This window comes from Leptodesmis sp. (assembly GCF_052746595.1).
On the sequence record NZ_JBRAGO010000111.1, the window covers coordinates 1 to 13,627 of the forward strand.

Below are 13,627 nucleotides of genomic sequence, written 5' to 3' on the forward strand. Positions count from 1 at the left end.
CTGAAGCTAGATGAAGTGAACCCCAATCTTTTTGGTTATGACGTGAAGTAAGGAATTAAGCAGGAAACCATAAAACTTAAAACTATTTAAAACCATAAAACTTAAAACTATTTATAGTAAAAACTCCTCGATCGCCGCTACTGCTCCATCCTCTTCAATGCTTGGAGCCACCCAATCGGCCATTGCTTTTACGCCATCGGGAGCATTTCCCATAGCCACTCCAATCCCAGCGTATTGAATCATTTCCACATCATTGAAGTTATCGCCGATCGTCATCACGTTTTCGGGCTTCAGTCCCAGATACTCCTCGGCCAGATATTGTACGGCTGTTCCTTTATTGACTAAAGGATTCGTTGCCTCGAAGAACGTGGCTACAGATGTGGTCAGATAAAGCTCGGCAGGTTCATAACGTTGCCGCAGGGTGTTCAGCGTGTGACTGATCAAATCAGAGTCATCGCATAAAGCCAGAATTTTCGTTGGTTCGGTGTCCAGTACGGATCGTAAATCCCCGACTGCGATCGCCGTAACACTGGAGCGATCAACATAGGCTTCTGTTTCAGGGGTAATTTCCCGCACATAAAGCTGGTCATTAATATAGAAGTGAACGGACAGTTGGGAGCGTAATGCTGGCTGCTCAAAGTAATCCAATAATTTCAGAGCAGAGGACTTGGGGACTGTCCAGTGGCGATGTACTGTTCCTGTTGCCGGATCTTTGATCAAGCCTCCCTGATAGGTCATTAAAGGCAGGGTTGCTCCCAGGTCTTTGTAAAACCGAAGTGCGGAACGATACATCCGTCCGGTAGCGATCGCCACCTGAACACCTTTGGTCTGGACAGCCTGGACAGCCTGCTTAACAGCCTCATTAATTTCGTTGTTCATCCCAACGATCGTGCCATCGATGTCTAGTACCAGGAGTTTAATGTCTGAGGGGAAGTGTTGCATGGAGGGATTGGGAATTAGGGATTAGAGATCGGGGACCTAGGGATCAGGAATGGAAAGTAAGGGAATGGAATCACTATTCACTATCTGTAATGACAGGTTGTTCCTAGTATTGGCCAAGGTAGACCGATGTGCAAGTTCTCTAACTCTGATGAAAATCCACGCCAATGCAGCGTACACGCTGCGCTAGTGCCAAGAGGTTCAACGGCTCTATCAGCAGTAGCAAACCTCGATTAGCGCCTTAGCTCACCAATTTAGAACCAGTCCCCATACAGTTCGGAAGTGGGTGCGACAGGATAGTCCGCATGACCGCCCTACGAGCAAGCGGTGTTGCAGGATTGGCAGCAGTATCCTGAGCAGGGGCCAATACGGATTGCCCACGCAGAGTGTTCTAGAACGCTACTGTACTTAATCCTTAACACCTGCTATTGCCAACACATACCCGAAGGAGGATGATTTTTGAGATAACCTGTATATCTCTTGCAATGGTGAACCTTAATCGTCGGAAACTTCTGCTGACTGGGTTAGCGGCTGGGACGGGAAGTGCGATCGCGGCTCAACAATCCGTCGCTCAAACTCGCCCCCCCTCCGTCGCCCTGTCCCCCCCAACCAACACTCCTGATTTATCTGATTTGTTTGATTTTCAGGGAACATCAGATTTGCAGGTGGCGGTCAGTAACAGTCCGATTACGCCTCCGGTTCCCTACAATCGCGCCTGGTCTAAACTCCTGATTCGCTGCTGTGCCCTGGCCTATGAGCAATTTGAGACTGGAAAAAACAATCCATCCTTTGATGGTTCCATTCAGGATCTGCCCAGTTACATCCCGGAGTTGAACGGGTTCACCCAAGTTGCCAGCTTTAAGGGACTGGAAGATCTGGCTGGCTTTTCCCTCAAAGGAACTTCCCTACCGGAAATTTTGAAGAATGCCCCCCTAGAAAAACTGGGAAACCTTTTACCCCCAGAGCTTCAGCGGATCTTTCAAGGTGTGACCCAGCGAGTTCTGAATCCCAGACTGGTGTTTTTGGGGTACGTGCTGCGGTCTGATCGGGCCAACATCATTGTGTTTCGCGGTTCCCAAACCCTGAATGATTGGCTTGCTAATGTTCAGGCCCGACAAACGGACTATGTTCTGGATGGAGTGAAGCGAGGCCGGGTTCATCGAGGATTTCAGACGTTCTATGACAATCTTGAAACGCAGATCAAACATGTCTACAAACTGTTGAATCCAAACGCGCCTGTTTACTTGACAGGTCACAGTTTGGGAGCGGTACTGGCTACTCTGACTGCAGTTGATATAGCAAATTTCAGCTTCAAAGGTACCTCGCAGGTACGACTGTACACCTATGCTTCACCCCGCCTGGGTGATCCCACTTTTGCTCAATTTTTCAACACCACCGTTCCCAACACCTATCGGGTGTTCAACATCGCTGACATGGTGCCAGAAACTCCCGCCTCTGAGACTCGTGAAGGCGAATATCGTCACGTTGGGCAGTTCTGGTCGTTTCTCAACTACACCGGGAACCTCGCTCCCAATCACGAAACAGCAATTTACCGGGAAGCGATCGATCGCCAGGTTGAAATCAATTCCTTACCCAACTTCCCAATTTAATTGTCTTTAGGCAAAAGAACACTTAACGGCAGACGGCATCAATGGCGCTTTGGATTGCCTGAGATTGAGGAGAGAATGATCCATAAGCTGCTGTATTGATTGTGTTCGTCTTACAGTTGACGTAACCGCTTACCGCATCTGAGCCAATCTGGTAAGTGACTTGTCCTCCGGTAGTGTTAACTCTAGAAGCGCTAATTAAGATAGACGGGTTCTCCAGTCACAGCATTTCCTAGAAATGAGCCACTGCTGGAAGGAATGATGGGAGCAGGTTGAGCAGGCTTGGGTTGTTTGGCTTGCCATTTGGTGATCGCCACATCTAATTGCGATTGATGCCAGGTGCAGGAGGTCTTGATCGCACTCTGATAAGTCTTAAAAGCCGTCTCATCAGATGCATCTAAATAATCGGCGACCGATTTCCCCGCTTTCGCGATCGCATCTAACTGTTCACAGGGGGTTAAATTTTCAAACTTGGTAGATTGATCTGACTTGAAAGCGTTTTGTAATCCTTCTGCTATGACAAGCATCGGCATCATCGCCGTAATCTGTTTGTCTACATCATCCACCTTGATGATCGATCGCTGAATGTCTTCCCCTTTGAACGGCACAGATTGTAATGCTACCTTGCAGTCTACCAGTTTGTCTTTCACAGCCTGCACCTTATTGGTTGAAAGCTTGTTTCCTTCTCCCTTAAAAGCCTCCAGTTCAGTAGCGATCGATTGACAGGGGCTTTTCGCTTCACTGGCCTTATAGGTATTGTAGGCATAGCCGATCGCTGCAACCGCAACCGCAGATGCTACAACCGCAATTAATAAGGCTAACCTGGTTTTCATTGGCGTTCTCTTGACCCTTATTTCTCTACCGCAGGATTAATTCTGCGTCTATACTCCTTCCACTTGAAAAAATTGAAAAAACGTAGTAGCACAAAGAACTTTAAATTTTTCCTTTTGCCCCCTGCCTTTTCTACAAAGTAAACGGCTCGATCGCATACTCCTGCCACTCTCGCTGATACCACTCCGACACATAAGGCCGGACAACAAATTTGGGTGGACAACCTGCTTTTACATCCACCCGCAGGAAGGAATAGGGACGGCGTTTGTGAGAACCCTGTCCACTCCGTCCTACAAATAAACAGGACTTAGCCACCGTCCGCGCTCCTGCAAATCCCAAGGCTTCAGTTAACTCCGGCCCTTCGGTTCGCTGTCGCCGCAAGCTATACCCACTCCCGCCACAGATAATCCAATTTGTGTAAGCATCAGCATGGCCTGTATCCAGCGTTTGCAGATGTTCCATGCAGTGGGCGTGACCGTTGAAAACCAGATCGACAATCGGACGGCCTTGAGTCTGGTCACTGACTTCCTGAGCAACGGCATCTAAGACCTGACGCAAGCGATCGCGAATAGCCAGAGTTTGGGCCTGACTCCATTTCGTGACTTCCGTGACATAGGGTGGATGGTGGAAGAACAGCACTCGTCCCCGTCGCTCAGGATTCCGCCAGGAGGCAATCAGGCGTTCCTGTAACCAGTCCAGTTGCCCCCAATCTGTGACAGTACTTGCATCGACCACCAGTTGCTGATCAATATCCTTGATCACTTCACCCAGTTGCTCAATCTTGGCGTGCAGGTCATCCAGTTGATCAGCCTCCTGGAGATCAGCAGGATTCAGCCTCAGGACAGTTTCTACTAATTGCTGCCGTTCTTTTTCCAATTGCGATCGCTGTTGCTCCAGTTGCCGCCGGAGAACGTTTCCCTGAGCGGTGTCGGGTAAAGGAAGGGGGGCACTAAAGGTGTTGGAATCCAGCGCAAAAAAATCAATGCCACCACTCTGAAAGGTGTAATAGCGGTTGGGAAGGCGGGTAAACACACCGGGCTGATACCGTAGACAGGCTCCCGTAGAGGTTTTTGCGGTGTAGTGAAAGTTTAAATGTCGATTGAGCGCTTCCCCAGATAAGGCTTTGAGGTAATCCAGAAAGGCGCGGGTGTAAACATCTCCTTGATAGGAACCATGCCACCCAATATCCAGTTCAAACTGATACCGAAATAGATACCGCAGTGGGCCTATCAGTTGGGCCAGCAGACCATAGATCAGAGGCAGATCGTAATAATCGTGATTTCCTGGAACAGGGAAAAACGGTCGGTTGAATACCATCTTGTCATAACAAATTCGCTCCGATTGTTCGCCCCCGACCAGGAATTTCTGGTAAGGATCGATGAAGTTTTTGTAGTAATACTCATCAGACCCAACTAGATAGACCACATCTCCGGTATGCAGGACAAAGCGGCAGTCCTCCCGATGGCGCTCCATACCTTTCGCGACCTGCCGTTGGGGATTGTGATTGCGATGGTAGCCGGATCCACTGTCACCAATCACTAAAAAGGAGAATTCTGGGGTGTCCTCCTGACCGTCATCCAGAACCAGGCAGGTTTGGTCAATGCCGCGCTCTAGAATGGCTGGATCCCGCCAGCGGACTCGCTGCCCCATTTTGAGGATTTTGGTCGCGATCAGCGGATCGATCACAAACTGCATAACCTAACACTCCAGGCTTCAACACCATTCACTGTACAGACGCGATTGATCCTGTCTCTACCCTACCCTTCCACCATCCCATCATTCCATTACGTTCCACTATCCCCTATTCACCTTGCAGTTTTCCTTCTGCCTCAGACTCATAAGAGATTTGCTCGGAGATGTAAGCAGGCGGCTCCACATGAATCGTGACTCGCACCGGGCCATACCGCTCTTCCAGGCGGGTTTCCACTTCCTCAGTAATCCGGTGTGCCGTTTCGACATCCGTGGCATTCACAATCAGGTGCATTTCAATAAACATCTGATGGCCTACCACCCCGCGAGAGGCAATATTGTGACAGTTCAACACACCGGGAACTTCCATCGCCAGCGCATGAATTGACTCTGGAGCTACTGCCATTTGATCCACCAACCAGGGTAAATTGGCCAGAATCACCTGCCAGCCACTCCAGAACACCATGACCGCCACTGGAAAGGCCAGAATCACATCCAGCCACTGTAAATTCCAGAGCCAGATGCCAATTAACCCAATCAGAACGCTGATCGTCACCCAGATGTCACTCATGGTGTGGTAGGCATCAGCGATCAGAATCGTGCTGCCAATCCGGTGACCCACGCGTCGCTCGTAAAAGGTAACAAAAATGTTGATTCCCAACACCAATAGCAGCAACCACAGTTCGGAAGACGAGATTGTCACTAGCGAGTGACCGGGGTTCAGGATGCGCTCGATCGCACTCTGCAGAATTTCAAAACAGGCGATTCCTAGAAAGGCCGCAATTCCCAGGGCGCCTACGGCTTCAAATTTGTGATGGCCGTAGGGATGGTCGCGATCGGGGTAAGGCGAGGAGAGACGACTGGTAAACAGGCCCAGCACATTATTGGCACTGTCGGTAATACTATGGAGGGCATCGGCCAGCAGACTCAGGGATCCAGAAGCCCACCCCACAGTCGCTTTTAGGGCCATCACAAATAGGTTCAGAAAGAGTGTGATCAACAACACTCTTCGGACTTCAACCCGATTATCTGAAATTGCCATGATTGTTCTCCCGTCCCAGCTTCATGAGTTCACTTTAGGGGAGAGTGCCAGCACAAACTACAGTATAGTAAAGACCTTTCGCCAGAACATCTCTACGAAGTACCGCTTAGGGGCGATCGCTGTTCACCCTCCCCAGTAGGATCAGAGAACTAACCATTCAGTTCAGTCAACCATGATTACGCCTCAACTCACGCTGAATCTAGTCGAAGGATCGGTAGCGTTCAAGTTTTCTCCCGAAGCGGCACAGAACCTGCAAGCGGCCTTATCAGATTTAATGACCAGTCTCAAAATTACGGCCACCAATGCAGGATCCCTGGCTAAAGCCAACCCACAGAAACCAATGGAATATCAATACACAGGAGATGTGTTTCTAGAAGTATTCTGCAATCCCAATATCTGGCCCTCTCCCTTTGCAGCAAAAGCATTGATTACAGTGCGGGACGATCGCATTCGGCTAACCACCGAAGCCGAGCTGAGCCGTTTGATTGAAGATGTTACCCAATACTTGGAGCAGGCGAGTTAAACCAAGTCCAGCTAGAGAACGGTCGTTTTCCGATCAGAGAAACTACGGTTCTGGACTTGGACAAGGTTTAAACACCAAGATTAGAGAAACATGGAAATGTCAATTTAGCAAAGTTCAGGATTGCAGTAGAATCAAGGCAACCTGAACCGTACTGATAGCGTTATCATCATACCTTTTCAAGTTCTACTAGCAACGCTAAGAGTTTGTATCCCTGCGATGAAAGGAACTTTACCAGAATGAACTCCGATACCCTGATGCAAATGCTGCAAAATGGCCTTCGTCTCACCCTAGGAGCGACGACTTCCTTAATCGAGGTGGTACAAGATTCCGAGAAACGAAACGAAAATCTAACCCGCCTGCAGCAGGAAGTGAGCCAGACAGCAACCTCCCTGGTGGAAGCCATTCAAGACCCACAGAAACGGGAAGCCAACCTGACCAAACTACGGCAGGAATGGCACCAGTTATTAGAAGAATGGGTAGCAAAAGGCGAAATTACTGAGCAAGAAGCCCGGAACTTCGTTAATAACCTACTCAGTCAGCGTTCCGGTTCTCAACCTGGTGCTAATGCCAGTGCTGCCAGCACAACGACGGTTCCAACTACCTCTCCAGAAGTGCAAACAGAACTGCAAGAGCTAATTGATCAGATTGCAGCGCTTCGTACTGAACTGGAAAATGAGAGGAAGTCGGGCCGCCCTGAAGCATAAGCTAGAAGACTGGTGAAACGCTAGTCGTTTTCCCAGTCTTCCCGTCCCATCAAATCACCAATTCGATCTCTGAGCAGAAAGTTGCAACGCTCAAGCTCGGTTTCGATACACGCCCACTCACGGGCAGGAATATATTGGCAAAGGATGTAAATCGGCTGGTTGCGGCTCACCAGGCCTTTTTGAACCAGTTGACGAGCCTCGTCTTTAATAATGCTTAAGGGATATTGAACAGATTGAAGCATAATCACCCTTCTAACTCTTGTGGCTAACTTCTGTAGCGGACTTTGTGGGTATCGAAATAGAAATTAAGACCGAACGGATCTATCAGAACTGTGTAATAGGGCCAATAGCTTAAAAGGACGCTGAGGCCTCTATTTTTTCATGTCCGACTAAAACTGTAGTGCCATATACTGATCATTTTGTATTTTCACGCTACTCCCCTTCCGATTATACTAAGAAAGATTGAGAAAGTCATCAAATCCTGACTGTCTGACAACTCAGTTTCTCGCTGAATTACGTGACATCCCATCATTCCAGCAAATGAGTAAATAACTCATCGCTGTTTTGCCCAAAATTTTTATGCCTCTAGACGGTTTTATGCCTTTAGAGGGTGTTTGAAAAGTATCCGGCGGTTAAAAGGCAACTATACTCACCCAGTCTGCTGACGCAGGCTCAATACAATCAAGGTTTCCAGCAGCCTGCGTTGGCAGGTTTTCTCCGGATAGCTGCAACTTCAGTCGCTAGGGTAACAAAGAGACTGGAGACTGAGATCTCTGCCAACTTAACTCAGCAGCTAATACGATCGCCGCTTGCATACTGCTGGCATCGGCAATGCCCTGACCTGCAATATCGAATGCGGTGCCATGATCCGGTGAGGTGCGAACAAAAGGGAGACCGATCGAGGTATTCACCGCAGAATCAAAGGCCATCAGCTTTACCGGAATCAATCCCTGATCGTGGTACAGCGCCAGGTAAGCATCGGCAGCGGGAGGAGTTTTGAGTTTTGAGTTTTGAGTTTTGAGTTTTGAATTGGCTGACTGTGGGCCAAACCAGGCTTGTCCGGGTTTCACCCAGAGGGTATCGGGGGGAATGGGGCCATTGAGGTGAAGCTGAGGAAAGCGATCGCGCATCTCCTGCAGCCAGGGAATCAGCCAGGTTTGTTCTTCGGTGCCAAGTTGCCCCTGTTCACCACTATGGGGATTCAAACCCGCGATCGCAATGGTGGGTGTGGTCAGTCCGAAGTCTTGCTGCAAGCATTCAACTAATAACTCCAGCTTTTGGGTCATCAGGTCTGCATTCAGGGTTTTAGGAACCTCAGCTAAAGGAATATGGGTGGTGGCGAGTAGAGTTCTGAGTGTCCATCCGGTGTAGGGCGATCGCGCCACAAACAACATGCCAAATCGCTCTGTCCCAGCTCGTTCTGCCAGCAGTTCCGTCTGTCCTGGATAGTGAAATCCGGCAGCTTTCCAGGCTGACTTGGCGATCGGGCCAGTAACAATACCTTGAAAGTCTCCGGCTAAAGCATAGGCGATCGCGGCCTCCAAGTATTCATAGCTGGCCGCCCCACTGACGATCGTGCTGTGGCCCAAAACAAGCTGCTGCTCTGTATCCTGATCCAGCCCTACATCCAGCAGGGTAAGGCGATCGGGATCTGCCAGTGGTTCGGAGACTCCCTGAGCCAGTAACGTTTGGTAAGTTTTTTCTAATACAGGACGGCTCCCAACAATAGTGATCTCACAGTTGCTGGTCATGGCTGGATCTGCCAGAGCTTTGAGAATCACTTCTGGCCCAATTCCGGCTGGGTCACCAAGGGTGATGGCTAAACGGGGAAAACGCATAGGAGTAGGAGATGGATGGCGAGTTGGGTCAGGAGATGCCGGAAGTGACATCAATCTGGTTTAGAATTCTTTATGCAGGTTTGAATCAGCTAGAACGCTGGCAGATGCAAGGGGCTAGTTAAGTTCAGGCTTGTGAGACAGCAGGGTCTGTTTTTCTAGGTGGAAACGCGATCGCAATTTTAAGGAGCAACCGCATGGGTGAAATTTTAAACGCAGCCGTTTTATCATCTACTCTGATTCTAGTTGGCCTGGGACTAGGGTTTTTAATGCTTAAACTCCAGGGCAGCGAAGAATAAATTTAGTAGGGAGACGTTTCGGCGAAACGTCTCTACTATTTCCTATCCACCATTCCTGCTTACTCTTCCGGTTTATCCCGATGGTTGGATACTTGCCGATAGAGATTCACAACATAGCTATCTTTCGGTAAAAACATACGTTTTGGCCCGGATGACGGTAGCTCACCGCAGGACTTGAGCGCACGTTCGCCCCTATTGACAGACTGCTGATTTCATTTGCCCTGCCCGGTCACAGACGCATCACCCATTCACAGCCAGGGCTAAGAAAACTGGTAATGGTTGGCCGCTTCCAGCAAGCTGAAGAACTCTGCCAGCCATCAAAAATCCTTTAAACTCATCACTTCTTTTCCCCCACTGTCATGCTTTCCTCAGTCAGTGATAACTGCTCTTTATCAAAAGGGGGAGGAGTCCAGAATCTTTTCGATGCGCAAGCCTGTCAATCTCAGAATTCTGATAGTATCTTAGTAAAAGTTAAAATTTCGTCATCTAATCCCTCATGAAAGTACTCGTTGTTGGTGCCACTGGCACTTTAGGAAGACAAGTTGTTCGCCGTGCTCTAGATGAGGGATATGAGGTGCGCTGCCTAGTCCGAAGCCGGAAAAAAGCCACATTTTTGAAAGAATGGGGAGCTGAGTTAGTCACAGGCGATCTGTGTCAGCCTGAAACCTTAAAGCCAGCCTTAGAGGGAGTTTTAGCCGTTATTGATGCAGCAACTGCCCGGGCCACGGATTCTCTCAGCATTAAAGAAGTAGATTGGCAGGGCAACATTAATTTAATTCAGGCGGCCCAGGCGGCGGGCATTGAACGGTTTATTTTCTTCTCCATCCTGGATGCCGAGAAATATCCTGAAGTGCCTTTGTTAGAAATTAAGCGCTGTGTAGAGGATTATTTAATCCAATCCGGTTTAAGCTACACAATTCTCCGGCCCTGCGGCTTCTTCCAGGGACTGATCGGGCAATATGCGATTCCCATCCTGGAGGGGCAATCCATCTGGGTAATGGGGGATACCTCGCCAACTGCTTATATAGACACCCAGGATATCGCCAGGTTTGCAGTGCGAGCGCTGAGTACACCGGAATCTGAGAAGCAAAGTTTCCCAATTGTTGGCCCTCGCGCCTGGAGTGCTGATGAAATTATTAAGTTGTGTGAAAAATTATCAGGTCGGGAAGCCAAGATTACTCGCGTCCCGATGGGGGTGTTGCGGGGGGCACGGCAGGTCACTCGTTTCTTTCAGTGGACGAAGAATATTTCCGATCGCCTGGCCTTCGCTGAAGTGGCCGCTACTGGCAACCCCTTGGCCGCCGATATGGAGCCGACCTATAAAACCTTTGGTCTGGCTCCCAGCGATACAACCACTCTGGAATCCTATTTGCAGGAGTACTTTGAGCGAATTTTGAAGAAGCTGAAAGAACTGGACTACGAAAAGCAAAAGAAAAAGTCGGAGAAAAAACGCACCTATCCCCGGTTCTAATAAATCCAAGCTCAGAGGCTATTTGAGAAGCCGCGATCACCCTCCATAAGGGCATGACATTCGGTCAAAAATATTGGAAAAACACTGTAAAGCTGTTATCCGAATGCTATGCCCTTGGATTCATAGTGTAATCTGGAGTCTTTAAAAACACCCTCTCAATGCCTTAAAGATGTTGGGTTTCATACTTCAACCAAGCTATGAAATGATATAGTCCCTAATAAACTCAGTCCAGCTAAACCAAGTCCAGCTAGAGAACTGTTGTTTTCCTATTAAAAAAACTGCGGTTTTGGATCTGGACAAGGTTTAGAAAACTGGAACTTTCTATCAGAGAAACTGCGCTTCTGGGCGAGGTTTATCTATTCTAATTTGCCCTTCAGTGAACCGTTTGACGTGCCTAAAGCTGGCATTATTTATAACGATGTTAAGCCCGTTGCTTGCCGAACCGCTCAGGAGATCAAAGATCAATTGATCGAAGGCGGTTGGGAGGTCTGTGTGGCTACTGGTGTGGGGGGAATCTTGGGTTATTCTAGCCCTCACAGCCCGGTCTGCCATGCCCCGATCGATCGCCTGAATCCGCCAGGGTTTGACTACGACATGAAGTTTGCGATCGTCCTGGGCGGCGATGGGACTGTACTATCGGCCTTTCGCCAGGTCGCCCCTTACGGCATTCCGCTTCTGACTGTTAATACAGGCCACATGGGATTTTTAACCGAATCCTATTTAAACCAATTGCCCCAGGCGCTAGAGGCGGTGCTGGCCGAAGAGTATCAGATTGAAGAGCGATCAATGCTGGCTGTGCAGTTGTACCGGGAGAATGACTTGCTCTGGGAAGCGCTCTGTCTAAATGAGGTGGTGATTCATCGGGAGCCACTCACCAGTATGTGCCACTTTGAGGTAGAAATTGGCAGACATGCCCCAGTGGATATCGCAGCGGATGGGTTGATTGTTTCCACACCAACCGGGTCTACGGCTTATTCCCTCTCGGCGGGTGGCCCGGTGATTACTCCAGGCGTGCCTGTGTTACAACTGGTGCCCATCTGTCCCCACTCGCTGGCCTCCCGTGCCCTGGTGTTCGCCAACAGTGAGCCTGTCACCATTTTTCCAGCCAATACCACCAGTCTGGTGATGATTGTGGATGGCAATGGCGGCAGCTATGTGTTACCCGATGATCGCGTGCGGATTCAGCGATCGCCCCATACCGCTCGCTTTATTCGCCTGCGTCCTCCAGAGTTCTTTCATGTGCTGCGGGAAAAGTTGGGCTGGGGGCTGCCCCACATCGCCAAGCCCACCTCAGTTGAATTGCCCTAGAACAATCAAAGTTGCCAAACGTGCTACAACAGGAAGGAATCTGATCAGGCATAAATGCTTAGTAAGATTTCTGCTTCGTTGATTCTCAATATTACTGATTATGAATGCCGCTCCTCCTGACAATACTTGCGTCCTGGTAGTTGAAACTGATGAAGTTTTGGCCCGTCATGTGAGTGCCGATTTAAAGGAAGCAGGGTACGATGCTCAGATTGTTCAGGATGCAGCCAGTGGATTGCGGCGCATGGCTGAAACTCAACCCTTACTGGTCGTTGTTGATCGGATGCTGGCTGGAGAGTCTGGGCTTTCCTTCTGTAATCGACTGAGATCAAACGGAGTCCGCGTTCCCATCTTGATGCTGATGGCGCGTGACACGGTGGAAGATCGGGTGGCATGCCTGGAAGCCGGAGCCGATGACTATTTCCTCAAACCTTATCGGACGGAAGAATTCCTCAAACTGGTGCGCTTGTATTTACAGCCTGATGCCCAGAGTTCTGAGAAACTCCGCTTTGGCGACCTGGTGCTGGATCTATCAACCCGACGGGCGATCCGGAATGGGCGCACCATTGACCTGACGATGAAGGAATTTGAACTACTCAAGTACTTGATGGAACATCCCAGAGAAGTGCTAGCACGGGAGCAAATTTTAGAGAATGTCTGGGGCTATGATTTCGTAGGGGAATCGAATGTGATTGAGGTGTATATTCGTTACCTACGATTGAAGATTGAGGATGAGGGTGAGAAGCGGCTCATCCAAACTGTTCGGGGAGTGGGGTATGTCTTACGTGAAGCTTAAAATGCAGAGTGCTTTAGTGGGAAGTATGGTGCTAGCCAGCTTACTAGCTCCGGGATGTGCTTCAGTGCCTGCCGTTTCTTCGACGACCTCCCCGATCGCTTCACAAACTACGGGGGCTGCAATTCAGGCTATTGCGATGGGTCAGATCTTACCCATTTCTGCCCAGATAAAAGTAGGCGATCAGACGATCGGGCTAGAGGTCGCTAAAACGGAACAACAGCAGGAAATGGGCCTAATGTACCGAAAGCAGCTAGAAGATAATCGGGGGATGTTATTTCCCTTTCATCCTCCCCGACCGGTTGGCTTCTGGATGAAAAATTGTTTGATTAGTCTGGATATGGTGTTCTTGCGTAATGGACAGGTAGTAGCGATTGCCCATAATGCTCCCCCCTGCCAGAAAGAACCCTGTCCGGTCTACGGCCCGCCCGTCAGTGTTGATCAGGTGATTGAACTGCGAGGTGGACGGGCCAAGGAATTGGGAATTAAAGCTGGCGATCGGCTTGTTATACAGTTCACTAATTACAACAGCCTTCGATAGGATGGCCACTGTTCGCAATTTAACTATTGAGGGGTGGGGGGGGGGGAT

General features: G+C 49.4%; 15 protein-coding genes. 9 read left to right on the forward strand and 6 right to left on the reverse strand.

Translation table 11 applies throughout. The features are described from left to right. Positions 1 to 111: 111 nt before the first annotated feature. Positions 112 to 942 (reverse strand): Cof-type HAD-IIB family hydrolase, encoded by an 831-nt coding sequence (locus tag ACUVQO_RS19305; RefSeq protein ID WP_445927461.1) that lies wholly within the window; start codon positions 940 to 942, stop codon positions 112 to 114. Positions 943 to 1,424: 482 nt separating this feature from the next. Between ACUVQO_RS19305 and ACUVQO_RS19310 the strand changes: the two genes are divergently transcribed. Continuing rightward, a complete protein-coding gene (locus ACUVQO_RS19310; RefSeq protein WP_445927462.1) occupies positions 1,425 to 2,549 on the forward strand; it encodes a lipase family protein in 1,125 nt (374 codons plus the stop codon). A gap of 191 nt (positions 2,550 to 2,740) precedes the next feature. On the opposite strand, the gene ACUVQO_RS19315 is transcribed toward ACUVQO_RS19310, so the two are convergent. The 3 genes from ACUVQO_RS19315 to ACUVQO_RS19325 all read right to left on the reverse strand — a co-directional run bounded on the left by ACUVQO_RS19315 (position 2,741) and on the right by ACUVQO_RS19325 (position 6,108). After that, on the reverse strand, positions 2,741 to 3,379 hold the full coding sequence (locus ACUVQO_RS19315; protein ID WP_445927463.1) for a hypothetical protein: 639 nt from the start codon (positions 3,377 to 3,379) through the stop codon (positions 2,741 to 2,743). A 130-nt stretch (positions 3,380 to 3,509) separates the two neighbouring features. Next, a complete protein-coding gene (locus ACUVQO_RS19320; protein WP_445927464.1) occupies positions 3,510 to 5,072 on the reverse strand; it encodes a metallophosphoesterase in 1,563 nt (520 codons plus the stop codon). Between the two features lie 106 nt (positions 5,073 to 5,178). Then, on the reverse strand, positions 5,179 to 6,108 hold the full coding sequence (locus ACUVQO_RS19325) for a cation diffusion facilitator family transporter (protein WP_445927465.1): 930 nt from the start codon (positions 6,106 to 6,108) through the stop codon (positions 5,179 to 5,181). Between ACUVQO_RS19325 and ACUVQO_RS19330 the strand changes: the two genes are divergently transcribed. The 3 genes from ACUVQO_RS19330 (at position 6,107) to ACUVQO_RS19340 (ending at position 7,335) form a co-directional block, all read left to right on the forward strand. Beyond that, the gene (locus ACUVQO_RS19330) at positions 6,107 to 6,247 is read left to right on the forward strand and encodes a hypothetical protein (RefSeq protein WP_445927466.1); all 141 of its coding nucleotides are present in this window, start codon (positions 6,107 to 6,109) and stop codon (positions 6,245 to 6,247) included. The genes ACUVQO_RS19325 and ACUVQO_RS19330 overlap by 2 nt on opposite strands. 33 nt (positions 6,248 to 6,280) lie before the next feature. Beyond that, complete coding sequence (locus ACUVQO_RS19335; protein WP_445927467.1) at positions 6,281 to 6,631, forward strand: hypothetical protein; 351 nt, start codon at positions 6,281 to 6,283, stop codon at positions 6,629 to 6,631. 236 nt (positions 6,632 to 6,867) lie between these two features. Next, on the forward strand, positions 6,868 to 7,335 hold the full coding sequence (locus ACUVQO_RS19340) for a hypothetical protein (protein WP_445927468.1): 468 nt from the start codon (positions 6,868 to 6,870) through the stop codon (positions 7,333 to 7,335). Between the two features lie 20 nt (positions 7,336 to 7,355). Here the strand turns inward: ACUVQO_RS19340 and ACUVQO_RS19345 are convergent, their stop codons facing one another. Together ACUVQO_RS19345 and pdxA are read right to left on the reverse strand one after the other, a co-directional pair. Further along, the gene (locus tag ACUVQO_RS19345) at positions 7,356 to 7,577 is read right to left on the reverse strand and encodes a DUF4327 family protein (protein WP_233743742.1); all 222 of its coding nucleotides are present in this window, start codon (positions 7,575 to 7,577) and stop codon (positions 7,356 to 7,358) included. A 498-nt stretch (positions 7,578 to 8,075) separates the two neighbouring features. Then, a complete protein-coding gene (gene pdxA, locus ACUVQO_RS19350; RefSeq protein WP_445927469.1) occupies positions 8,076 to 9,224 on the reverse strand; it encodes a 4-hydroxythreonine-4-phosphate dehydrogenase PdxA in 1,149 nt (382 codons plus the stop codon). 143 nt (positions 9,225 to 9,367) lie between these two features. Between pdxA and petM the strand changes: the two genes are divergently transcribed. The 5 genes from petM to ACUVQO_RS19375 all read left to right on the forward strand — a co-directional run bounded on the left by petM (position 9,368) and on the right by ACUVQO_RS19375 (position 13,579). Next, on the forward strand, positions 9,368 to 9,469 hold the full coding sequence (gene petM, locus ACUVQO_RS19355) for a cytochrome b6-f complex subunit PetM (protein WP_445927470.1): 102 nt from the start codon (positions 9,368 to 9,370) through the stop codon (positions 9,467 to 9,469). A gap of 496 nt (positions 9,470 to 9,965) precedes the next feature. Continuing rightward, positions 9,966 to 10,940, forward strand: a complete 975-nt coding sequence (locus tag ACUVQO_RS19360; RefSeq protein ID WP_445927471.1) for an SDR family oxidoreductase — start codon at positions 9,966 to 9,968, stop codon at positions 10,938 to 10,940. 366 nt (positions 10,941 to 11,306) lie between these two features. Beyond that, entirely contained in the window at positions 11,307 to 12,248 is a 942-nt protein-coding gene (locus ACUVQO_RS19365; protein ID WP_445927472.1) for an NAD(+) kinase, read from the forward strand. A 100-nt stretch (positions 12,249 to 12,348) separates the two neighbouring features. After that, positions 12,349 to 13,041: a response regulator transcription factor NblR gene (nblR, locus tag ACUVQO_RS19370; protein ID WP_445927473.1), complete on the forward strand. Its 693-nt coding sequence runs from the start codon at positions 12,349 to 12,351 to the stop codon at positions 13,039 to 13,041. Further along, on the forward strand, positions 13,022 to 13,579 hold the full coding sequence (locus tag ACUVQO_RS19375) for a DUF192 domain-containing protein (protein ID WP_445927474.1): 558 nt from the start codon (positions 13,022 to 13,024) through the stop codon (positions 13,577 to 13,579). Before nblR ends, ACUVQO_RS19375 begins: the two co-directional genes overlap by 20 nt. Positions 13,580 to 13,627: the final 48 nt, after the last annotated feature.